18 protein-coding genes are annotated in these 24291 nt (G+C 49.2%); 9 read left to right on the top strand and 9 right to left on the bottom strand.

The genetic code is table 11. The features are described from left to right. The first annotated feature begins 14 nt into the window (after positions 1-14). On the top strand, positions 15-1043 hold the full coding sequence (locus VB712_RS00810; protein ID WP_323251137.1) for a hypothetical protein: 1029 nt from the start codon (positions 15-17) through the stop codon (positions 1041-1043). A gap of 47 nt (positions 1044-1090) precedes the next feature. On the opposite strand, the gene VB712_RS00805 is transcribed toward VB712_RS00810, so the two are convergent. Next, positions 1091-3724 carry a hypothetical protein gene (locus VB712_RS00805; RefSeq protein ID WP_323251135.1) on the bottom strand — a complete coding sequence of 878 codons (2634 nt, stop codon included), beginning with the start codon at positions 3722-3724 and terminating at the stop codon, positions 1091-1093. 571 nt (positions 3725-4295) lie between these two features. After that, a complete protein-coding gene (locus VB712_RS00800; RefSeq protein WP_323251133.1) occupies positions 4296-5207 on the bottom strand; it encodes a DUF4007 family protein in 912 nt (303 codons plus the stop codon). A gap of 267 nt (positions 5208-5474) precedes the next feature. Between VB712_RS00800 and VB712_RS00795 the strand changes: the two genes are divergently transcribed. Next, positions 5475-7532: a DNA phosphorothioation-associated putative methyltransferase gene (locus VB712_RS00795; protein WP_323251316.1), complete on the top strand. Its 2058-nt coding sequence runs from the start codon at positions 5475-5477 to the stop codon at positions 7530-7532. Between the two features lie 210 nt (positions 7533-7742). Further along, positions 7743-8192, top strand: a complete 450-nt coding sequence (locus tag VB712_RS00790; protein WP_323251131.1) for a nitrate reductase associated protein — start codon at positions 7743-7745, stop codon at positions 8190-8192. 77 nt (positions 8193-8269) lie between these two features. Here the strand turns inward: VB712_RS00790 and VB712_RS00785 are convergent, their stop codons facing one another. Together VB712_RS00785 and hisIE are read right to left on the bottom strand one after the other, a co-directional pair. Then, a complete protein-coding gene (locus VB712_RS00785; protein ID WP_323251129.1) occupies positions 8270-10057 on the bottom strand; it encodes an ABC transporter ATP-binding protein in 1788 nt (595 codons plus the stop codon). A gap of 84 nt (positions 10058-10141) precedes the next feature. Continuing rightward, entirely contained in the window at positions 10142-10780 is a 639-nt protein-coding gene (hisIE, locus tag VB712_RS00780) for a bifunctional phosphoribosyl-AMP cyclohydrolase/phosphoribosyl-ATP diphosphatase HisIE (protein ID WP_323251127.1), read from the bottom strand. 79 nt (positions 10781-10859) lie between these two features. On the opposite strand from hisIE, the gene VB712_RS00775 reads away from it, so the two are divergent. The 3 genes from VB712_RS00775 (at position 10860) to deoC (ending at position 13424) form a co-directional block, all read left to right on the top strand. Continuing rightward, complete coding sequence (locus VB712_RS00775) at positions 10860-11966, top strand: AI-2E family transporter (RefSeq protein ID WP_323251125.1); 1107 nt, start codon at positions 10860-10862, stop codon at positions 11964-11966. A 144-nt stretch (positions 11967-12110) separates the two neighbouring features. Further along, positions 12111-12662 (top strand): L,D-transpeptidase, encoded by a 552-nt coding sequence (locus VB712_RS00770; RefSeq protein WP_323251123.1) that lies wholly within the window; start codon positions 12111-12113, stop codon positions 12660-12662. Positions 12663-12752: 90 nt separating this feature from the next. Continuing rightward, complete coding sequence (deoC, locus tag VB712_RS00765) at positions 12753-13424, top strand: deoxyribose-phosphate aldolase (RefSeq protein WP_323251121.1); 672 nt, start codon at positions 12753-12755, stop codon at positions 13422-13424. Here deoC and VB712_RS00760 read toward each other — a convergent pair. Both VB712_RS00760 and VB712_RS00755 read right to left on the bottom strand, forming a co-directional pair. Next, complete coding sequence (locus VB712_RS00760; protein WP_323251119.1) at positions 13421-14512, bottom strand: spermidine/putrescine ABC transporter substrate-binding protein; 1092 nt, start codon at positions 14510-14512, stop codon at positions 13421-13423. The two genes, deoC and VB712_RS00760, sit on opposite strands and share 4 nt — an antisense overlap. Positions 14513-14551: 39 nt before the next feature. Next, positions 14552-15685: an ABC transporter ATP-binding protein gene (locus VB712_RS00755; RefSeq protein WP_323251117.1), complete on the bottom strand. Its 1134-nt coding sequence runs from the start codon at positions 15683-15685 to the stop codon at positions 14552-14554. Between the two features lie 532 nt (positions 15686-16217). Between VB712_RS00755 and mrdA the strand changes: the two genes are divergently transcribed. Beyond that, the gene (mrdA, locus tag VB712_RS00750) at positions 16218-18011 is read left to right on the top strand and encodes a penicillin-binding protein 2 (protein WP_416236212.1); all 1794 of its coding nucleotides are present in this window, start codon (positions 16218-16220) and stop codon (positions 18009-18011) included. 257 nt (positions 18012-18268) lie between these two features. Here the strand turns inward: mrdA and tnpA are convergent, their stop codons facing one another. Next, positions 18269-18676 (bottom strand): IS200/IS605 family transposase, encoded by a 408-nt coding sequence (gene tnpA / locus VB712_RS00745; protein ID WP_323251113.1) that lies wholly within the window; start codon positions 18674-18676, stop codon positions 18269-18271. Between the two features lie 398 nt (positions 18677-19074). Between tnpA and VB712_RS00740 the strand changes: the two genes are divergently transcribed. Beyond that, a complete protein-coding gene (locus VB712_RS00740) occupies positions 19075-19875 on the top strand; it encodes an ABC transporter permease (RefSeq protein WP_323251111.1) in 801 nt (266 codons plus the stop codon). Here the strand turns inward: VB712_RS00740 and VB712_RS00735 are convergent. Further along, positions 19872-20651, bottom strand: a complete 780-nt coding sequence (locus tag VB712_RS00735) for an ABC transporter ATP-binding protein (protein ID WP_323251109.1) — start codon at positions 20649-20651, stop codon at positions 19872-19874. The genes VB712_RS00740 and VB712_RS00735 overlap by 4 nt on opposite strands. Before the next feature lie 46 nt (positions 20652-20697). On the opposite strand from VB712_RS00735, the gene VB712_RS00730 reads away from it, so the two are divergent. Further along, positions 20698-22170 carry a serine/threonine-protein kinase gene (locus tag VB712_RS00730; RefSeq protein WP_323251107.1) on the top strand — a complete coding sequence of 491 codons (1473 nt, stop codon included), beginning with the start codon at positions 20698-20700 and terminating at the stop codon, positions 22168-22170. A gap of 66 nt (positions 22171-22236) precedes the next feature. Here VB712_RS00730 and VB712_RS00725 read toward each other — a convergent pair whose 3' ends face one another. Beyond that, positions 22237-24075 (bottom strand): PAS domain-containing sensor histidine kinase, encoded by a 1839-nt coding sequence (locus VB712_RS00725; protein ID WP_323251105.1) that lies wholly within the window; start codon positions 24073-24075, stop codon positions 22237-22239. Positions 24076-24291 lie beyond the last annotated feature (216 nt).

The following is a 24291-nucleotide window of genomic DNA, read 5'->3' as shown; positions in this document are numbered from 1 at the left end:
AAAAATGAACTTTTGTGAAGACTTCAGTTTTTGATTTTGTTATCATATATGATAACAAAATAATTGAAGTTAAAACCTGGCTAGTCATGCGAAACCCTTACAATTGCGCGGTTTGCGGCAAAATCGTTGATCCCCGCTTCCTGCACCCTGCTTATCACAAAACCTGTGGGAGTCTAGAGTGTCAAGCAACCCATAACAAGCGGGCTATGAAAAAATGTGATCAATTACGCCAACAGAAACATATTCAAGAATTGATGGAGCGAGGTGTTGAAATGGTAACTTGTGAAATTTGCAAGCAATCCTTTCAAATCCTCAATTATCATCATTTAAAAATTCATGGGTTGACACTAAACGAATATAAAAAGCTTTATCCAAATTCACCAACCATCAATAATCAATCCAAAGAAACAAGAGGAAAAGGCTCTATTGCTCAATCAAGTTATCTTAGCTATCAGGGAAAACAACCAGATTCAAAACTCTGTGAATTTCTGGCAGGTTGTTTGTTAGGTGATGGAAATTTAGAGAAAAGAAGCAATAAACTAAATGCCCGTTATAATGAAGGCGGAGCTAATCAGCAATATTTGCAATGGAAATATGAATTTTTAAGTCAATACTTTTGTTGTTCTTTTAATGAACGTTTAGCTAAACCTCATGTAAAAACAGGAAAACGCTATTTGAATTGGTGGATTAGGACAAAAGTTCATCCTTTTTTAACAAACTTATATGGTCAATGGTATCAGGATCGTAAGATTGTGCCAGAAAGTTTTATTGCTCAATACTTAACTGAATTTGCTTTGGTTGTATGGTTTTATGATGATGGTTGCTGTAGCAATGGAATCATGTTTTATACCATGAGCTTTTCCCTAACAGAGGTTGAATTTTTAATGGATCTTCTCGGTTCTCGTTTTGATTTAGGTGGAAGTATTTTAAAAAACAAAAATCAACAATTTTACATTCGACTTGATGCTAAATCTAGAGATAAGTTTAGGCAAATTGTAGGACAATTTCCAATCAATGGTATGGAATATAAACTAAATTTCTAAAATTTTTGTGCTAGATCTTGCAAAGCAAAATTATTGGCAATCTCTGTCTAGGCAACCCTCGCCACATCACTCAACGCCAACTCAAACCCCGTCACATCCCTATCCGACCAAGACCGGGGCGGCTTATCCGCCACCACCATCACCACCGCCTCCAGCCACTCATGATCAGACTTATGCTGATCCACCGCCGCCAACACAAACCGCTTCAACAACGGCTCAACACAAACACGGAGCAAATAATTCGCCCTGACCCGCAGATCCTCCCGTAGCTTTGCCTCACCACTACGAATCCCAAACGCTTCATAAAGATCCCTCTGCGCATCCGCTAACAGCACCTCATAGGCCGTCTGAATCTCATGGAGACATTCAATAAATTTTTTGCGAAACGCCTCCACTAACTTCAGATCATCTACCCCCGTTGCCGGAATCCGCTCAAACCCACAAGCCTTTGGTAACGATGTAAACAGTAACTCATCAGGTTCCTGTGCATTCTGCAATTCCCGCAACACAGCCTGAGCTTCCGGGCTGATCCGCTGGGTTTGGTGTGTGAACTTCGGTAGCTTTTTCGCAAAAGTAAACAGCGGCTTTGCCACCATTAACAATGAAGCATTGCGCACCCCAGCAGGCTCTTTCGCTCCAGGAGACTTTAACATTTTTTCCAAATTCCGAAACACCGCCAAGCGCAACCCCACAATCTCAAAATACTTCACCGAAAATCGTGATGGATCTTTGACCAACAACTCAAAATGCTCCGTCCCCAAAACAGGGATAAATGCCCCATCTTTGTATAGCCCAACATTATCAGAATGATTTAATAAAACCGCTGCTAAAATGAGCGGAATCACACCCTCCTTTAACCCATAGGGAGGAGCCGCCAAATTCACATAAAGCTGATCTAAAGATTGTTGCGCCATCGTTGCCCTGAAGCAAAATGACTCAATCGCCTCCCACAACGAAAACAGCCCTGAATTTTGCTTTGGTGGGTAAAACCCTAAAACCCCATCTTCAACCCGATGAATTCCCGTTGCTTCCAAAACTGAGTAATAAATGGATACTTCCGGCCCGTACCCTTCCAAACCCAAACGGGGAACCTCCGCTGCTTCTAGCATCGCTTCCAATAATAGCCGCCGTGCCTTAGCCCCCTGGGTAGTGAGCACCCGCCGATTGATCAATTCATTATCTAAAACAATGCCTCGGGGATAAATGCGATCGCACAAGTCCGAAAGTTTAGACTGAAACTCCCTCGCCCGCTGAATAGGCACTAATTTCCCCTCAATCCAACAGGGGTTTTGACTCGTTGCCCAGTCAAAAGCCTGAACAACAGTTTCATTCAATAACCGCTCTGCATCAATCAAGCGGGTACGCACCTCCCGACGAGCTACCCCATCATTTTGGAGTTCCGGCGCATTTTTTTGAATATATTGCAGAGCTTCCAATTCCTGTGCTCTTGTATGCAACAAGTCTAATAAATTTGTCCGGACAATCACTAAAGGCTTACCATCTGCCGTGAACTCAGGAATTTTTCCAGGTTCCTTGCGATCCACCCAATAACCAATCAAGCCATCATGACTAATATTTAAACAGCGAAGCTGATCTAACCGGGAGCGACCATCCAGATAGCGCTGCTCAAAATAGCGAAGCGTTCCCGTCGTTGTGTAATGCCGTTGAATGACTAAAGGTTTTCGAGGATCAACCTGCTCTAGGAGTTCTAACAGTGACGGCCGTTCTGTTTGTAATCGCTCATAAATAGCCTGCTCTACATTAAAATCTGAACCCTCCCAAATCCGCAACTCGTTTAATTGACGGCGGTAGGTAATCAATCCTTTTTTTTGAAGGTCTGAAATGATTTCTAGCCAATGTTCTTTTTCAATCAGACTAGGGCGATCGCACATGGATAAAGCCACCAATTCCGGCGTGGCCCGCAAAATCCCTGTAGTAGTCACCAAGTTTAAAATGCCAATGGTTTTTAAAACATTCAGCGTTTCAGGAGCACGATCACGGGCATCTTCAATCAAACCCTGAATTTCCACCCATCGCTGAAGATTAAAGCGAGAGCTTAACCCCGTCATCGATTCAACAAAATAATCATAAACTTGATGAAGCTTCAACGTGGGTAAGTGATCTTCATCAACCCCTGTTTTATTCAGAAATTCTTGTAGCCCATAGGGTTCATCACTGGTTAAAAAGGTAAACAATGAACGATCATTTTGAGCATAACGCACACAAAGCATCGGCAGCACTAGACTAACGATAGGATGAATCGGATAAGTATCCGCTAAGGCTTGGGTGGGTAAACCCTGTTCACTAAATAAATCTTCTAGAGCATTAATCCACTCTTGAGCAAGATTTTGCACAACACATAAAATCTTATCTGCACCACTGCGATCAATGGCCTGACCAATGAGCCGCGTCATTTGACTTGGGGAATCTTGAAAGGGTAGATCGCTAAACCGGCCTTGGATTTTATTCCACTCATGCTGTTCAGTAGCGGAAAGGCGATCGCTATATCCCGTGAAAGACTGATGTAAAATCCCTAAAAAGTGAACTCGATATTCACCCTGAGGCTTCATTTCAGCAATTTGCTGCAATAAATAGAGATCATTGGCTCCCTTATGTTGCGCAGAATATTCGAGATTCTTACCAAACTCATCTAAGATAATAAAGACATGAGTTTTTGCCACCTTTAAAAGTTTTTTTAATGTGTCTAGAATTTCGGAATCTTTAATTTTAAGATGACCTTCTTCAACCTCCCAGTCAGTAAATTTTCTTAAAATTTCCGGAGGATTTTTCTGGTTTCTCCAAAAACGATGCGATCCCTCAGCTAATGCTCGTGCTAATGTCCAAGATAAAGGTTCTGATCGTCCTGTTGCAACCGTTGTTAGAATACCCTTTTCGGGTAACGTATCAATGGCACGAACAAGCAAGCTTTCTTGATCTAATGAATCAGCAGCAATTTTTTTTGCAGATTGATAAATATTGCTAGATTTTTTACTACAGATACAAGCTAAATAGTGAGCAAATGCTGACTTTCCTGTACCATAAACACCTGTTAAAGTACGTGCATGATCACTTTTTTTCTGTGCTAAACTGCTTAGGACACGCTCTAGAATATCTGCTGATCTTTCTGTAATAATATATCCATCTAATGCCGTAATATTTTCTAGATCTCGCTCTAAATTTATGGAACGAAAGTAGCGGCGATGTAGCTTAAAGTATTGGGAAAGTTTTGTCGGCATGATTCCTATTGTCGTTTTATCGTTTGATGTAATAATTGTTTAAAATAGCTTCAGCTAGTTCACTGGGATCTTCGTCGAAAAACAACTGAATTTTTCCAGCCGCATCAGCAAGACTGAGAGATTCAAAACCTCGATTCACAAACTCAATAGCATTACAAATATCCTTTTCTGTGACTTTAAAAATTAAACCAGGACTGCCAGAATCATAGAGCAGTGAAGCAATGGGGATACTTCGTGCAGTCGTATTTCTTTGTGCTGCATGGCATAGACAAGTATACACCAAAACCTCAGGCGGAAGAGTGGGTTTATAGCCTACCCGGAACATATAGCGATGAGAGACACCGGCCGTATGGATTAACCCCAACTCCGCAAAGGGACAATCTAAACTATCTTCTGTGTTTTTTTTATTTTGTTGAGCAACATACATTCTCAATATACAGTTAACATCTTTTCGCAGGGAAGAATCTGCTGTTTTCCCCCGTAAGCTCTGACAGTAATCACTGAGGCAATAAAAAAGTTCTTCACTGGTAAATTCACTAGCACGAAATTGATCAAAAACAATCTTCCATGCTGTTGCTAAACAAGGTGACTCTATTAATTTCCAATGTAAGAGCCATAAAGATCCAGGGTCTTCTAAATAAGCATCCCAACCATCCGTTCCTAAAAGCTGCTCTCCAAAAATAGTGGGAGTATCATCATCTTGATTCAATAACTTAAAAGCGCGGCACCAGTAACGAATGGATCGCACCATATTTTTGCCAACACCTAGCTTAACTGTTGCATCATCGGCAAAAAAAACATCGGGGTTTTTGCTTGCCTGCTCAAAACCTTTTTTTAACCAACCAAATCTAGGATGGAACGTTTCATGACGAGCAAAATTAATCTCATCCTGCTTTGTGATGTTTAGTTGTAATTGTGCTGTGGTCATGGTATCGTTATAAAGTTATTCTAGAGATTCAAAAAGCAAAAATCAAGATGTGCAGTAAAAGCGTACAATCGGATTATAGCACAATTCAGTCAAAACGACGATTGCTCTTTAAAAATCAATCAAATTTCATCTTGGTGTCTGAATTCAATATACTTTTCAGGTTAGCTTTAAATATTGGGCTAAATGAAAAACTATAGCTACTTGCATGAACTTGCATAAATCTTTTTAGTTATCATCAATCTACTTGTTCTTAATTTTTTGGCTGTCGTGAATCTGCCCTCACTGCTACAACTGGCACAATACTGCAAGGATAGTCCCATTGGCAAGCATCTTCCCGATGCCATCTACGTTCATGTCAGTGCGATATCTTGCCTCCATCTCACTATCCAAAACATCGAACAGCAAGCCCGTCAGTTTCTCCCCCCCCAAACCCGCTTTAATCTCATTAAATTTAACTATAAGAACCCGAAAATTTCCTATCTTGACTATCCTAACTTTGAAGAAAACCCTCATCCGGCCCTTGTTGCAAGTACCCAGGTTAATTGGCAAACGGGTGATCTAACTTATTTTTACTATGGCGATCGCCCCAATCCCCCGATTCTCCACAGGAAAGAAACGTTTCTTGCTCCTGATCATCCTCAATATGCCCAATTTGCTCATCTTACCCAACAAGAGGAAGTTCTCGGATTACTGAAAAATTCCCGAAACATCGGTACAAGTCAATATTGGGAAAATCATCTCCAACAACAGAAAATTGAAATCCACAATCACACCCTTGCTTGTCCTCTCTTCGTCACTTCTAAAATTCTCACTCCAACCATTAAACGTCACCGTGCTGCCATCAAGCGCAATACTCTCTCTAAACCAGTTCGCCTTGCCATTGAAGCCGGGCTATTTTCCGAAGAAAGCACGTTTTTTGATTATGGCTGTGGTTACGGCACAGATGTAAAATTTGTCAGCGATCGCGGCATTGCCAGTTCAGGATTTGATCCCTATTATCAGCCTCAAAACCCTCACAAAAATGCAGATGTAGTCAACTTAGGTTACATCATTAATGTTATTGAAGATGCCCAGGAACGCCGCCAAGCTTTACTCAATGCTTGGGCATTAGCACGGCAAGTTTTGATCGTCGCTGCTCAAGTATTAATTCATGATGATATCCAAGGGCTGATCGCCTATGAAGATGGTATTATTACAAGCCGAAATACTTTTCAAAAATATTACGAGCAAGACGAATTAAAGACTTATATTGATCAGGTTTTAGAAGTTGATGCTATTCCTGTTGCCCTAGGAATTTATTTTGTGTTTCGTGATGAAAGTCAAGCCGAGGCTTTCCGTGCTTCTCGTTTTCGCTCCCGTGCCACAACTCCCCGTATTCGTCTTACGGTTAAACGCTTTGAAGACTATCAACCTTTACTTCAACCTGTGATGAATTTCATCACTGAGCGAGGTCGTCTCCCCTTTCCTGAAGAACTTGAATCTCAGCATTGGAGTTCTCTTGAAGCAGAGTTCAAAACAATTAAACGGGCTTTTCAAGTTATCTTACAAGCTACCGATGCTAGTGAATGGGATGCAATTACGCAAACACGCCGCCAAGATTTAATGGTTTATCTTGCCCTGACACACTTTGGTAAGCGCCCTAAACTTCGTGATCTGAGTTCTATGATTCAAAAGGATATTAAATTTCTTTTTGGTAGCTATCAATCTGCCTGCACTGCGGCAGATCTAATGCTGATGACATTAGGCAATTTAGCATTAATTCAAGAGCGATGTCACCAAAGTAAAATTGGTCAAAAACGTCCTCATTCTCTGTGGGTTCACATTTCTGCCTTGTCTAATCTTGACCCAGTGCTGCGTTTACTAGAAGGTTGTGCATCTCGCACGATTGGCCGTCCAGAAGAAGCGACTATTATCAAGTTTCATACCCAAAAACCTAAAATCACCTACTTATTTTATCCTCACTTTGATACAGAACCTCATCCTTGCTTGCGTACCAGCGTAGAAATTGATTTGCGCGATTTACAGGTTAAGTATCGTGATTATGATCCTCGATTTAATCCACCAATTTTGCATCAAAAAGAGCAACTGATTTTACCAGATTATCCAAATTATGCGAAGTTTGCAAAGTTAAGTGATCAAGAACGGCAATGGGGTCTGTTAGATGAGCTTTCCCGGATTCAAACTGCCGACGCATGGCAACGGTATTTAAAGGAACACTGTGCTGAACTCAAGGGACATCGCTTAGTTTGGCGTAAGGATGCTGACCCATACCAAATGAAGCTATTAAAAGCAAAAATGCGTCATCGAAAAAATCAATTTTCCTGAAATTGTGAGGGCTTAGTCAACAAGCGAGATGAAATTCGGTTGTATTGTTGATCTGCGTAGGGGCGCTGGCATAAGCCCGCCGGAGGCACAAAAATTTTCGCCCTTACACCACTTTGCACGATCTGATTAAGCGGATTCCATATAATCTAGGATAACTTATGTCACCTTCAATTCTCAAGACCCGAAAACTTTTCATATTCGTTAAAAATCATGAGTTTCTTTAATTTTGAGCAGGACTTTGTAACGGCTTTGCGGTGCATTCCCATGGTAGTCCGGTTTAAATTGGATACCTGCGGCGTAAAACTCAAACTAGAGCATTGGCATCAATTCACCTTAGCAGAACGGGAAGCCTTGGTGACGCGACCCTGTGGGACGGTGGCAGAAATTGCTGCCTATGGGGAGGCGTTGCAAACCTTGGTGATTCACTACAACGGTCAACCCGCCAAAAGCCTAAAGATTGACCCCCATCCCCCTTGGCTACAGGAGGATCAAATTCCCGATTCTGTCCAGGCTCAAGCAATGCAGTTTGATGTCATCCTCTCCCTCGCCCAATGGCAAAGCCTCACCCCCCTACAACGGTTTGCCCTGCTCAAACTCAGCCGCCCCGGCCACGAAAACCGCAACTTTCGCCCCGCTCTGGCGGAATTTGGCTTGCTCTAGCTCTGCTTCATAAACAGGCCTGCCCTAGCCCGTGCCACGAGCCTAGCCATGGCACGAGGGTTAAGGTCATTCCAAAACTAATCCTGGCCCAACATTTGCAACTGATAAAGGCTGGCATAGAGGCCCCCCGCTGCTAACAGTTCCTCATGGCTGCCGGTTTCCACCAATTGCCCTTGGTTCAGCACCAGAATCCGATTGACATTGCGAATCGTTGATAAACGGTGGGCGATAATGATCGCGGTTTGATCACTCAACACCCGCTCCAAGGCATCCTGCACCAACCGCTCCGTCCCCACATCTAAATTCGCGGTGGCCTCATCTAAGACTAAAACGCGAGGGCTACGGATCGCCACCCGCGCAAAGGCGAGGAGTTGCTTTTGGCCCCCTGATAGGTTTGTGCCACGCTCCCGGAGGGGGGTGTCATAGCCTTGGGGCAGGTCTTCAATGAAGGTGGCGACATTCGTACTTTCTGCCGCTTGTTTGATCGCTGCAAGACTATATTCTTCCCCAAGGGTAATATTGCGTTTCACATCCCCGGCAAACAAAAAGCTTTCCTGCAAAATCACGCCAATATATTGCCGCAGTTCGGCTTGGGGGACATCGCGGATATCCACGCCATCAATGAGGATCTGCCCCGCTGTGGGGTCATAGAGCCGACAGAGAAGGCGGATAATGGAACTTTTGCCCGCTCCGGTGGGGCCGACGAGGGCGACCTTTTCCCCCGGTTTGATCATGAAGTTGAGGTTTTGGAGGATTAATTCATCGGGCTTATAGCCAAAGGAAACATTTTCAAAGCGGATTTCCCCCGGTTCGGCGGCAGCGGCGAGGGAGTCGAGCGATCGCGTCTCCTGGGCATCCCGCACTTCAATGGGTTCATCCATGAGTTCGGCAATCCGCTCCACGGCGGTAAACCCCGATTGGATCATTGTGAATTTTTCCGCAAACCGGCGGATCGGGTCAAAAAATCGCTGGGCATAGAGGATAAACGCCGAGAGCGTCCCAAACGTGAGGTAATCCCCCATCACCATCACCCCCCCTAACCAGAGGATGGCGGCGATCGCCACCAGCGCAATCCATTCCAATGTGGCGGAAACCGCCGAATCATGGAAAATCGTTTTATCGACGGCATCACGGTGGCGATCGTTAATTACCCGGAACAGTTCACTATTAAACTCCTCCCGGCGGAAGGTTTGGACAATGCCAATGCCAGCAATGTTTTCCGTGAGCATTGAGTTCAGTTTCGATAGCTCTTCACGGGCGCGGTAATTGGCTTTGCGGTATTGCTGCTGAAAGTAAATGATCAACGCACTGACAGGGATCAACAGCAGGATCAACAGCAGGGCCAATTGCCATTGGAGCGTGAACACCGTCACCACAACGACGGCAATATAAACAATATCGCTGAGAATCCCCACGGCCCCCGTCGCGAACACATCCCCCAAGGCCTCCACATCGTTGGTGATCCGGGTGACGAGCTTACCCACAGGGGTTTTATCGAAAAACCGGGAAGAAAGGGAGAGGACATGGGCAAAGAGATCATCGCGGACATCGGCGGTAATCTCCTGGCCCACCTGTTGCACCAAATAGCCTTGGAGGGAAACAAACAGGAGCCGGACGACAATCGTACCTAGCAAAATCATCAATAAACGGCTGATTCCGGCATTGATGCTCAATCCTGCCAAGAATCCCCATACTGGTTCCTGGCGAATCAGGGAAATGGCCTGACCGATGATCAGCGGCTGGATGGCTCCAGCAGCGGAGAGAGGAAAGAGGAGAACGAGGGAAATAATCAGGAGTTTTTGATGGCGGCGAGCGTAGGGGCCTAATCGTCGCAACAGTCGCCAGTCACCGCCGGTAATTTGCACAGGAATTCATCAGGGGTAGAGAGTTCGCTCTCTAGTGTGCCATATTCCTTGATTTCCCATGCCGAGATCCCCTCCCCCCATCGGTTAACGACGGCGTTCATGGAGTTTGCGCAACACATCCCGGAGGGGAACGTTGTGATGGGCGATCGCCACCAATGTGTGATAGAGCAGATCGGCAGCTTCCCCCGCGATCTGGTCGGGATCATCATCTTTGCAGGCCATCACCACCTCGGCGGCTTCCTCACCAATTTTCTTGAGAATCTTGTTATCCCCCCCCGCAAACAGTTTGCAGGTATAGGATTCGGGGTTGGGGTGGTCGCGGCGATCGCAAATCACATCATAAAGTTCAGATAACGTATTCGCCCCTGGGGCCTGCTTTCCCTCGCCAATTTGGTGAAAACAACTCCGTTCCCCCGTATGACAGGCAATCTCCCCCACCTGCTCAATGGCCATCAGGATCGCATCACTATCACAGTCATAGCGGATCGACTTGACCCGCTGGAAATGGCCCGAGGTTGCCCCCTTATGCCAAAGCTCCTGGCGCGATCGGCTCCAATACCACCCCTCCCCCGTCGCTAAAGTTTTCGCCAAACTTTCCCGATTCATCCAAGCCATCATCAACACCGTGCCATCGAGATAATCCTGGGCGATCGCCGGCACTAACCCCTGGTCATTGAACCGGATTTCATCCAGGGGAATTGCATCGCTAAAATCAGAAGCCATCAGTCTATTCTTTAAACAGTCCCCCCATTCTCCCACTTCCCCCTTCCCCCTTCCCACTTCCCCCTCCCCACAAACCCCCATGGCTCAACGCGAAATTACCCTCTCCATCCCCACCCTGCTCACCCTCACCGGAGCAGGGTTATTGCTGGTTCTCCTCTGGCAACTGCGCTGGTTATTGGTGGTGTTAATGATTGCCATCGTGATCGCCGCCACCCTTGCCCCCGCCATCGCCCGCGCTGAACGGCTGAAAATTCCCCGCTGGTTAGCGGTGATTTTGATCTATTTAGCCCTCATTGGCGGCTTAGTCCTCGCGGGTTTGGTGATTGGCCCGACGGTGGCGGAGCAGATCCAACGCTTGGGGCGAAAGTTACCCAGCTATCTGGATATTTTGGAAAGTTTGGTGCGCGATCGCGCCATTCAATTGGGCCTCAATGACCCCATTGTTTTAGAGCAAATCAACCAATTTTTCGATATCCAAGCCCTCACCTCCTGGGGTTTTCGCACCTCTCAAGAATTACTGATCCGCTCCTATAGCCTGACGCGGGGGTTTATCGGGGGTAGCCTTAGCCTCTTGTTAGCCCTAGTGCTATCGGGGTATTTATTATCAGGGGGCGATCGCCTCATCTCCGGCTTCGTCACCCTCTTCCCCACCCCTTGGGATCAACGCCTTGCCGCCCAATTTCATCCCATGGGCCAACGCATGGGGAACTACATCCAAGGGCGAATTTTAGTTTCTGCCATTTTAGGGATCGTGATTAGTATTGCCCTGCGATTAATGGGCTTAACGGAAGTTGCCCTCGGCTTAGGGGTGATTGCCGGATTTACCAACCTGATCCCCTTCTTTGGCCCGGTATTGGGGGCAATTCCTGCCCTGTTGGTGGCCATTGGCCAAGGGGGTTGGCTCTTTCTTTGGGTGTTGCTCCTGTTTGTGATTGTTCAGAACGTTGAAACCTATGTGCTCGATCCCTTACTGGTGGGCAATACCGTGCAGGTATTGCCCATTTATCAACTCTTAGCAGTCTTGGGGGGAACCCAAGTTTTAGGCATTGTTGGGGCAATTATTGTCCCCCCTTGGGTCGCGGGGGCTGGGGTATTGCTAGAAAACCTCTATTTAGGGCCCAAGCGTGGGCCGGTTGATCTTTTGCCCCCTCCCTTAACAACGCCCCAAGAACCTGAATTAGAATAGATCCGACCATCCTGATCAGCAAGAGGGCGATCCCCTGCTGTCCGAAACCGTTTAACCAGACGGGCGATCGCCACCGGCCATCAGTCCCACCGGACTTGTTGCTTCATCTTAATAACTTTTTAGCGATCTTGTGAGTGAGGCAGTATGCGGATTCAATCCTGGGGTTTATTGTTCACCGTGGCATTTTGGGGGGCGATGGGGGCAACACCGGCCCCCGCAGCAGAGAACTTTCCTATTTCCTTAACTACCGTAGCAATGACAGAAGTCCCGTCCTTGGGCCATGCCGATCGCTACCTCCCCCAGGAAGATGTCGTCCATGTGGTTTTACGGTTAGGGGAACGGCGGGTTTACGTTTATCGGGGGGATGAAGTCCAAGCCAGTTATCCCGTGGCGATCGGCACATCAGCCACCCCCACCCCCACGGGAACATTTGAAGTCTTTCAAATGATTGAAAACCCGGTGTGGCAAAACCCTTGGACTGGCCAGGTGACAGCACCGGGCCCCAACAGTGCTTTAGGGGTGCGGTGGATTGGCTTTAACAATTTGCCCAATGGCATCATTGGTTTTCACGGCACACCCACGGTTAATTCCATTGGTAAAGCGGCCTCTAATGGTTGTGTGCGGATGTTTAACCATGATGTCGTGGCCCTGTTTGAGCAAATCGAAATGGGGACAACGGTAACGGTGGTACATTAACCTCAGGGAGCCCCGCAACCCCTTGCCGCCCATCAGCGATAAGCGACCCTGGTGCATTAACCTAAAGGATGGCCTCATACCGGCAACCTGATGATTGATCCCCAAGAAATTGACCTCACCCGCTATATTGATCACGCCATTTTGCACCCCGCCGCTACCCTTGAAGCGGTGAAAATGGGGTGTAATGCGGCGATGCAATACGATTTTCCGGCGGTTTGTGTCTATCCCAACGCGGTTAAAACGGCGCGGGAATGTCTCCACAATAGCCATACGGCGGTTTGTGCGGTGATTGGCTTTCCCAGTGGAGCCAGCACCTCCGCTACTAAACTCTATGAGGCCATGGAAGCGATGGAGAATGGGGCAACGGAGTTGGATGTGGTGATTAATTTAGGCTGGATTAAGGCGGGGAATGGTGAGGGGGTCTATCGAGAGATTGCCCAGTTGTGTGAAGAAACGGGGCAGACGATTAAGGCCATTTTAGAAATGGGCCTGTTGACCCCAGAGGAGCAGCAGTTAGCGGCGACGGTGTGCCTGGATGGGGGGGCAGCATTTTTGAAAACCAGTACCGGCTGGTTTGGGGGGGCAACGGTGGAGGATGTGCGGCTGTTGCGGGAGTTAACCGGCGGCGGCGCGGGCATTAAGGCATCGGGGGGCATCCAAACCCCGGAGCAGGCGATCGCCCTCATCCAAGCGGGAGCCACCCGCCTCGGCACATCGCGGGGGGTGGAGTTGATTAAGGCGCGTCAGGATCAGGGCCATTAACCACTGGCTAACCTTGTCCAATAGCGATCATAGAGTTCGCTCAATTCGTCACTCACCGGAATCAGCCCCTCGCAGCGGCCAATGGCGGGATCGGGGGGGAATAAACTGGGGTTCTCCCGCAGTACCGTCGGGAGGAGTTCAACTCCTACGGCGTTGGGAATGGCGAAACTGAGGCGTTTACAGATTTCTGCGGCTACCTCCGGTTGGAGCATGAAGTTGATCCAAGCATAGGCTCCGGCGAGGTTGGGGGCGGTGCGGGGGATGGCGAGGGCATCGACAAAGACGCTAGAGCCACTGAGGGGAAGAACGTATTCTAAATCCGGATTTTCCCCCATCACCTCATGGGCATCGGAGGAGTAGCACATGGCGAGGGCTAAATCCCCACTGAGCATCGGGTTCCGCCAGGCATCGGAGGTGAAGGCGGCGATCGCCGGCTTTAACTGCACCAATTTTTCATAGGCCGCCTGGATTTCCACCGGGTTGGTGGAATTGTAGGAAAAACCCAGCGATCGCAACACCGCCCCCATCACCTCCCGCACATCATTAAGCAGCGTCATGCGTTTATGTAACACCTCGCGATGAGTCCAGAGATAATCCCAATCCTGGGGGGGTTCGGCCAACAGACGGCGATTGTAAATAATCCCCGTCGTTCCCCAACTCAAGGGGACACTGTGGCGATTGCCGGGATCATAAACCGGATCCTGAAACCGTTGAAACAGATGCTCCATCCCCACCAATTGACTGGGATCAAGCTCCTGCAAAAACCCCAACTCCGTCATCTTCTGCACCATATAATCCGAGGGGTAGATGATGCTATAACCACCGCCGCCGCTGGCCTGTAACCGCGCCAACATCGCCTCATTGGAATCAAACACATCGGCAATGGCGCGAATCCCCGTCATTTCCTGAAACCGTTGGAGTAAATCCCCATCGGTATAGCCAGCCCAGGTGTAGATATACAGTTCATCGGTGGAGGTTTGGGTGGGGGCAGCATTGACGCTGGCCAGCGTCCAGCCACAGCCGGAAAGGGCGAAACCTGAGAGGGCAGCGGCGGAGGTGGTGAGGAATTGACGGCGGGAGGCGGGCATGGAGTGGGGAGTAGGGAGTGGGGAGTGGGAAGTGGGGATCTAGTTTATGAGGGCTAGGGTATCGGTGGCTCGCCAGGAGAGGTAGAGGGGGCTGTTGAGGGGGAAGGAGGTTCCGGGTTTGGGTTGGAGGATGCGGAGGCGATCGCCCGTCTCCACCAATGCCGCCACCGATTGCACATGGGTTCCTAAATACATCACTTGGGATAGTTGTCCTCGGTGACAATTTTCCCGGTCTGTGGTGGGTTCAGCGGTTAACTGGATCTGTTCAGGGCGTACACAAACCGTTACCGTTTGCCCTAAGGTTAGCCCTGGCCGTCCTTGGGCGATGAGGCTGAGGCCTTGGGGGGTGAGAATTGTCACCAAATCCCCGGCAATCCCCTCAACGGTTCCGGTAAATAAATTGGTATCCCCAATAAAATCCGCCACAAAGGCGGTACGGGGTTGGTCGTAAATTTCCTGAGGGGAGCCGATTTGCTCAATTTGTCCGGCCCGGACGACGGCAATGCGATCGGAGAGGGAAAGGGCCTCCTCTTGATCATGAGTCACCATCACAAACGTTAACCCCACCTCTTGATGAAGGCGGGCTAATTCCACCTGCATTTCCTTGCGCAGCTTGAGATCCAACGCCCCCAAGGGTTCATCTAAGAGGATCACCGTCGGCTGATTAATCAGCGCCCGCGCTAGAGCCACCCGTTGCCGCTGTCCCCCCGAAAGCTGGCGGGGATAGCGGCTTGCAAAGGTTTCCATCTTGACCCCCGCTAAAGCTTGGGCGACGCGATCGCCAATTTCCGCCTTCGGCAACCGCTTCACCTGCAACCCAAACGCCACATTTTGCGCCACCGTTAAATGATTAAACAGCGCATAACTTTGGAACACCGTATTCACCGGCCGGCGATAGGGGGGAATCTCATTCATCACCTCCCCTCGAATCAGCACCTCCCCCGTCGAGGGCGTTTCAAACCCCGCCATTAACCGCAACAGCGTCGTTTTTCCACAACCAGAGGGCCCCAAAATACAAAAAAACTCCCCCGGCTGCACCTGGAGATCCACCCCCCGAATCACCGTCTCCCCCTCAAACTGCTTGGTAATCCGTCGCAATTCCACATCCGGACAATCGAACACACCAGGAGGTACAGAACTCAAAGCATTGGGAGCAAGGGCGGGAGCCGTCATAGCAAGATTTTAAGATTTAAAAAAAGAGCAAAAATGAATCACCCAGGTTGATCACCCAGGTGGAAAGGCGATCGCCCGAAAAAAGCGGCCCTCCCTCAGTCCTCGGAGGGAATCACCAGAGTGCTGATTGATCTCCGCCCCATTCTAGCAAGGTCTTTCCGCAAAGCTAGAGAACCCCCCACACCGAGCACAATCTAATTAAATCCTGACATTAGTCCATAAGCTTCGGGAAATATGGGGTAGGGTAAAAAGCAAGAATAAGGGGCTAATTGGCGGATGGAGCCTGAGCTTTTAGCCTTGATCCCTCAGCCGGATAGCGAAAATTTCAACGCAGCCCGCGTCCTCAGGGACAATTCCTTCCCTCAGAGGTTAAGATAAATTCAATTCAAAATCCCAAGATTGCCAACAGGCGCAAAGCCGGTCGTACAATAACGCAAGAACCCAGTCTGCGGGGTGCCTCTCTGAGCGACGAAAGTGGAGTACACCACTCAGAATTTTCGTCATCCATTCCCTGAACGGTTAACTTAACATAATGCGAGCCATTCATCCCACTGCGCTACAGCCCACATCCAAGGTCGGACGCAAACAGACCCCTAGAACCGTCGGTCTCAGTTACCAATCGGTCTTTATCATGTTGCTGATCAGCCTACTGCTGCTCGGCGGCATCGGCTCACGCCTGGCCTATCTTCAGTTGGTAGAAGGGGAGCGCAACAAACAACTGGCAGAAAACAACCGGATTCGGATCATTCCCCGCCAACCAGTGCGCGGCACAATGTTCGATCGCAAAGGCAACATCCTCGCCAGTAGCCGCCTCACTCACTCCGCCTATATTTGGCCCCTTGCCCAAAAATATGAAACCTGGGATCACACCGTTAAGCTCCTCGCTCGCATCCTGGAGCTACCGGAATCCGAAATTCGCGACCCCGTAGAAGCAGAGGGCTACAACTCCCCCACCCGAATCCGCGTCGGGCGAGACCTCAGTCAAGCCCAAATCACCGCTATTCAGGAATATAGCGCTCAACTGCAAGGGGTAGATGTTGATATTGAGCACGTACGCAACTATCCCAATGGCAACGTGGCAGCCCACATCCTTGGCTATACCGGGGAACTCAACGCTGAAGAACTCGAAGCCCGCCGTCCCATGGGTTATCGCCTCGGGGATATTGTCGGCCAGATGGGGGTTGAGGAATCCTTAGAAGAGTTGCTCCGGGGTGAATGGGGTGGGCAACAAGTGGAAGTGGATGGCTCAGGTCAGGCGGTGCAGGTGCTAGGACAAAAGCCCGCGAAAGCCGGGAAAGATGTGATCCTCACCATTGATTTAGCAGTACAGAAAGCCGCTGAAGCTGCCCTGGGTAAACGCAAGGGGGCAGTGGTGGCCATGGATCCCGAAAATGGAGCAGTACTGGCCATGGCCAGTTACCCCACCTTTGACCCCAATATTTTTTCCGGTCGCATTACGGAACAGCAATGGGCGCAATTACAGGGGGAAGGGAATCCCTTTGTGAATCGTTCCTTGCGCGGTTTCCCCCCCGCTTCCACGTTTAAGGTGGTGACAGCAACCGCTGGCCTGGAATCGGGCAAATATCCCCCCAACACTGTTTTACAAACCTCCGCTTATCTGCGGGTGGGGGGAACTGCTTTCGGGGAATGGAACCGGGCAGGCTTCGGCCCCATGGGTTATGTCCAAGCCATGGCTTGGAGTAGTAACACGTTCCACGGTCAAATTGGTTGGGGTGTGGGGGGTGAAGTGTTAATTGATTGGGCCCGGCGTTATGGGTTTGGCCGAAAAACGGGCATTGAACTCAATGCTGAAGCTGAAGGCTTGATTGCCGATGATGCTTGGAAACGGGAGCGGTTTAATTGGGAATGGACGGCGGGGGATACGGTGAATATGTCTATTGGCCAAGGGTTTACCCAAGCAACACCACTACAGGTGGCCGTGATGTTTGCGGTTCCAGCCAATGGGGGGTATTTAGTAAAGCCTCACCTTTTAAAAAATGATGAAGATCAAAAAGAATGGCGGACTTCAATGGATCTCAAGCCCAGTACGATTGAGGTACTCCGCAATGGCTTAAGAGCGGTGGTTACGAGTGGAACGGGGGGAGCGGTGAATACGCCTGGGGTTCCTTTGGCGGCGGGTAAGAGTGGCACAGCGGAGGCTCCTCCTGGCGAGTCTCATGCTTGGTTTGGAGCCTATGCCCCGGCAGATAAGCCGGAAATTGTGGTGGTGGCTTTTGTGGAGCATTCCGGCGGCGGCGGCGGTAAGGTGGCGGCTCCGATGGTGGCGAAGGTGCTTGAAGCTTATTTCCAAAATAAGGGGAAATAGATCTGGGGTTTGGCATTATTGTTGTTGGGGCGAGAATTTTTTCGCTCCTATTCGTGGTGTTTTTGCGCCCACAGTTGAGAGGGTGTGTCAGCCGTTATGCTGCTCTTTTACCCCATGGGTTTATCCCTGTGATGCACCCTACGCTGGGCATATTGGTGGTTGAAGAACATCATAAAAAATATAGCGGTAAGCGGGAAACTCAGCGGCTTAAGCTATGAGAGGGAAGCCACTCGGCGAATTAATTCGCCGAGGTCTTTTTAATTTTTAGCATGATGTGGGTCTTCAATATATCTTTTTATGGCTGCACTGCTGACATTACCCGCTGTACTAACAAAGTAACTGTTAGTCCATAATGTAGGTAATTTTTTGAGTTCTGGAAATTCTTTTCTGAGATAGTTACTGCTACGTCCTTTGAATGATTTAACAATTAAATGTGGTGTATCGGTTGGTTTGACGCTGACAAACAAATGTACATAATTTGGTGCGACTTCCAAGTCTAAAATATCCCATTCTTTTTCTACAGCCAAATCCAAAAAAATCTGTTTCAGTCTAGTTGATATATTGCCAGTTAACACTTTTTTGCGCCGTTTGGGTATCCAGACAAAATGGTAATTTAGGATATATTTAACGTGATTTTGGGCTTTGTAATCGTCTTGTGACAGCATAAAAAATTAGTTAGTAAACCACTTGACAACTACTAACTTAGCTGATAGCCTGGATTCAGTCAACTCAAAAGGATATGCCTAAATCCAAAAAATTGATGGGTTTTTAACAAATATTGTTGTACATATTTTTGCGCATATTCTTGCGTATATTGTTGCACATTGACAAAGAAACAGAAGCGGTTTTAATGTGTTTGTGTGAGCAATCAGGCAATCTTTACACCACGGGTGCTTATTGCGATCGCCAAATATTTTTTAAGACTGGCAAAATTTTAACAGGTAAGTTTGATTTAGCTGATGAACCCTCGGTTTCTAGATCAATTGTTGCTCAGTCTTTACCATCCACGGGATGTGAGTTGGTGATTTGCGCCTAAAGGTTGTTTGTTTATCAGGAGGCTTGGATGGCTAATACTCAACCCCATCGCCAACCCTCTTGGCAGGCGTTGTTCTCTGCCTTGATGTTTGGCTATATGTATTTGCCCATTGTGGTTTTGGCGGTGTATAGCGTTAATCAGTCGGCCTATAGTGCAGGGTGGACGGGGTTTTCGCTGCGGTGGTATCGCAAGCTCTGGGCGGATGGGCGGATTTTTCGGGCGTTGGAGCATAGTTTGGGGGTGGCGGGGGTGGCGGTGGCGATCGCCGCCCTCCTCGGAACCTTAATGGCTGTCGGTTTGGCTAAATACCGCTTTCCCGGCCAAGCCCTCTATCGGGGGGTGGCCTACCTGCCCTTGATTGTGCCGGATATTGCGATCGCCGTTTCCACCTTAATTTTCCTTGCCGTCGTGGGGATTCAACTCAGCCTCTGGACGATTGTGGCGGCCCATGTGGTATTTTGCTTGGCCTATGTGGCGATCGTCGTTTCTTCACGGCTGACGAATTTAGACCCCCATTTGGAAGAGGCGGCGTTAGATTTGGGGGCAACGCCTACAGAGGCGTTTATCAAGGTACTTTTACCCGAATTGGCCCCGGCGATTATTGCCGGTTGTCTGTTGGCCTTTGTGTTGAGTATGGATGATTTTCTCATTGCCAGTTTCACCGCCGGGACGGGGGCCACCACGCTGCCCATGGAAATTTTCAGCCGCATCCGCACTGGGGTGAAGCCAGATATTAACGCCCTCAGTGTGTTGTTGATCTTGGGTTCGGGGCTGTTGGCCTGTGGGGCGGAATATTTACGCTTTAAAGGGGAGCAACGGCGCAGTTAGGGGTGGTAGTGATGAACGATTTTGGCGGCGATCGCCTCTGAAGGCCCATCTTCGACCACCTCACCATCCCGCATCCAGATCGTTCGCTGGGTACGGGCGGCGACATCGGCCTCGTGGGTGACGATGATGATGGTAATGCCGCTGGCGTTGAGTTCAGCAAAGAGTTCTAAGACTTCCTCGGTGGTGTGGGAATCTAAGGCCCCCGTGGGTTCATCGGCGAGGAGGATCACCGGCTCATTGACAATAGCGCGGGCGATCGCCACCCGTTGCTGTTGCCCCCCGGAAAGTTGGTTGGGGCGATTATTGAGGCGATTGGCCAAACCGACACGGGTGAGGGCGGCCACAGCGCGATCGCGCCGTTCCGCCGCCGGAACCCCCGCATAGATCATCGGTAACATCACATTTTCCACCGCATTGGCATGGGGCAAGAGGTGGAACTGTTGAAACACAAAGCCAATTTTACGGTTGCGCACTTCCGCTAATTCCGGCTCCCCCAAGCTGGCCACATTAACACCATCTAGTTCATAAATACCATCCGTGGGGCGGTCTAAACAGCCGATCATATTCATCAGCGTCGATTTGCCCGATCCCGATGGCCCCATAATCGCACAGTATTCATGGGGATAAACGGTGAAATTCACGCCATTGAGGGCGCGAACTTCCCCATCTCCCGCTCCATAAATTTTCGTAATGCCGGCCATGTGGACAGCGGCCTCAGTTGCCGAGAGAAGAGCAAAGGGGGAAGGGTCGGAGGGGTGGATCAGTTTTTTGGTCACGGGGGATAATCAAATAAATCTCTGCTGTTGCCTGCCTCTCCCCATTATGGCCCATTGCTTTAATCCCGACTGCGCCAAACCCGAAAACAGCGATCGCCATCAGTTTTGCCAACACTGTGGCCAAGGACTCCACCTCAAGGAGCGGTATTCTGCCCTCCAACCCTTGGGCCAAGGGGGATTTGGCCGGACGTTTTTAGGGGTCGATCACCATCTGCCCCAACAGCCCCGCTGTGTGATTAAACAACTCTTTTTCCCCACCCAAAACCCGGCGATGCGGGATAAGGCGATCGCCCTTTTCCAACAGGAAGCCCAACAACTCAGCACCCTCGGCAACCATCCCCAAATCCCCACCTTAGCCGCCTACTTTGAACAGCAGGGGCAATTGTATTTAGTCCAGGAATGGATCGACGGCCAGAGTCTCAACGCCTCGGTCTGGTCACAACATCCCCATTTAGAATTAATGATCTGGCAACTGTTGCGGGATATTCTGCCGGTGTTGCACTTTATCCACGAGCAGAAAGTGATTCATCGGGATATTAAGCCCGATAACATCATGCAGCGGCGTAGCACCGGGCAATTTATCCTCATTGACTTTGGCATTGCCCGGATGCTCACCGATACCGCCATGATGGGGGGCGCGACGGTAATCGGTACACCAGGCTTTATGGCTCCGGAACAGTTGCGGGGCCGGGTCTTGCCCGCCAGCGACCTCTATAGTTTGGGAACCACCTGTTTAAATCTGATTACCGGGGTTAATCCGGAAGAATTGTTTGATATTGTTAACGATCGCTGGCAATGGCGCGATCGCATTCCCAGCCATCAACACCTCAGCCTCGATCTGATCCGGATCATCAATCAACTCATCAACCCCTCCCTCCGGGAGCGGCCCCAATCCGCCACCGCTGTTTTACGGGAAATCGGCGCAGACATCGCCAACGCCCCCGCTATCCAGAATCCGACCCCAAACCCTGCCCCGCTGATCTCCGATATGCCCACGGTGGCGATGTCTCCTTCCCAGCCCGCCCCCACCACCCTCGATCCCGACTTACTAGCCTTAAAGCAAAAACTCGAAACCCCCGTTGAACCCGTCCGCATTGACTACACCAACCTCCAAACCGCCCTGAAGCGTAAACAATGGGAAGCCGCCGACGATGAAACCTGGGCGATTCTCTGTCGCCTCACCCGCAAACGGGTCGGGTCTTATCTATTTCTCAGCGAGATTGACGATCTGCCCTGTGCTGACCTGCGGGCGATCGATTTTCTCTGGGCAAAATACAGTGAAAAACGCTTTGGTTTTAAAGTCCAAATCCTCATGTTTAAAGCCGCCCAGGATGATTATCCGGAATTTTGCCATCAGGTGGATTGGCCCGCCCATGATGTTTCACGCCACAACTATTTGAAATATCACCCCCGCGCCCCCGTGGGCCATCTTCCCTCACGGCGTTGGATTGGGGGGGGGAAATGGTGGAAACATTTAGCGATGATCGCCCAACGGTTTGAGCAATGCGGGTTATTGTAATTGGGTTTTGGGAGGGCGAAACAGGGGAGGGCGAAAAATTTTTCGCCCCTACGGATTTTGAAGAGATCAAGATTGGGCTGGAGAGAGCCGTTGTTGCACCGGAATCGTAATGATAAATTCCGCCCCCTGACCGGGTTTAGATTGGCATTGAATTTTACCGTTGTGTTTTTCGGTGATGATTTGATAGCTAATGGACATCCCTAACCCTGTACCTTTACCGATCGCCTTCGTAGTGAAGAAGGGATCAAAGATTTTCGAGCGAATCTCCTTGGGAATGCCGGGGCCATTATCCCGAATCGAAATCTCCACATGAGCTTTTCCCTCAATGTCAATGAGACGAGTGGCGATCGCCATCTGCCCACGCCATGATTTCGACTCACTTTGGGCATAATCCTCATCGAGAGCATCAATACCATTGGCCAACACATTCATAAACACCTGATTTAACTGCCCGGAATAGCATTCAATTTGCGGCAATTGGCCATACTGTTTGAGAATTTCAATCGCGGGGCGATCAGGTTTCGCCTTAATGCGATGCTGCAAAATCATCAGCGTACTATCGAGGCTCTCATGGAGATCCACATCCTTACATTCCGCCTCATCTAACCGCGAGAACGTTCGCAAAGAATCAACAATTTCCCGAATCCGTTGAGCACCCACCTTCATGGAAGTAATCATCTGAGGGAGATCCGAAAGCAGAAAATCCACATCTTTCTCTTCGATCAGTTCCGCTAAATCCGGCGCAGGCTGGGGATAATGGTCTTGATAGGTCATTACCACCTCGGAAAGATCCTGAGCATATTCATCAATATGAACGAGATTGCCGTAGATAAAATTCACCGGATTATTAATCTCATGGGCCACCCCCGCCACCAACTGCCCCAAGCTGGACATTTTTTCAGTTTGCACCAGTTGGCTCTGGGTACGTTTCAGGGTTTGGATTGCCGTGCGTAGTTTTTCGGTTTGTTCCTGTTGGAGCAGTTCTGAAGCCTTACGCTCCGTAATATCCCGGCAGACAATCACCCCCCCCTGCAACAAACCATAGACATCCTTAAGGGGCCGAGCATTGATGCTCACCCAACGGCCATCGGGAGCCTGTTCATGGCGCACAAACATCTCCACATGACTCACCGATTCCCCATTTAAACTGCGAAAGAGGGGTAGTTCCTCCATGGGAAAGGGGGTTTTTTGATCCGGCAAAAATAAGCCAAAATGGCTTGACCAACCTTCGGGGCGAACCTCGCTGAATGTATTGCCAAACATTTCGGCGGCCGCAGGATTCGTAATCAGAAAATTACCGTTGGTATCGGCAACAATGATCCCCTCGCTCATCGTGTTGAGGATGGAGGTTAAAATCTCCGCTTGCTGTTCGAGCTTCTGTTCCGCAAGCTTCTGGTCAGTGATGTTTACCGCTGTGCCGATCAGCCGATAAATCTGACCCGATGCATCCCGTAGGGGGGTGAGGGTAGTTTGTGACCAACTATCCTGACCATTAAAGGGAACATATTCTTCATAGGCAATACTTTGCCCCTCATCAATACAGCGCTGATATTTGGCTCGGATGCGACTGCCAATTTCTGCCCCAAAGGCCTCTTCTGGCGGTTTTCCGCAAATATCCGCCGCCGTTAAGCCAGTCCAGGCCTCAATCACCGGATTAACAGTGGCCATCACCATCTCCCCTTCTGGGGTAACGTTGACCACAAATAGGCCATGGGGGGCGGTTGCAAAGACACTCTCATAGAAAGAGGCCATCGACCAACCAGAGGCTTCTACGGCTAAACCGGCTTGATGGCGATAAAGTTGGGCTTCGGCCTCTTGGCGACGTTGAATTTCAAATTGGAGCCGCCGCTGGAGGTGCTGAATTTCTTCGCGCTGAGGAGAACTGTCGTAAATGGAGGCAACCATAGGAAATCCTGAGGATGTGGGATGGATGGTGAGATTAACGACGGACAAAATTGACCAGTGGAGGGGGGAGATGCAGAGTTAGCCAACCAATTGAACGAATCAGGTTAGAGTAAAACCGCTGAGTAGATGGGCCTTTTGCCCTAAAGACCAGAATTCTTAAGATTTTCTTTGGTTTTGTGACTTTACCTACTGTAACAAACCTTCGTGAAAAAGTTG

This window comes from Spirulina sp. CCNP1310, assembly GCF_034932185.1.
Lineage (GTDB): Bacteria > Cyanobacteriota > Cyanobacteriia > Cyanobacteriales > Spirulinaceae > Spirulina.
The sequence above is the reverse complement of the archived record's forward strand: the minus strand, read 5'-3'. Positions and strand labels throughout refer to the sequence as shown.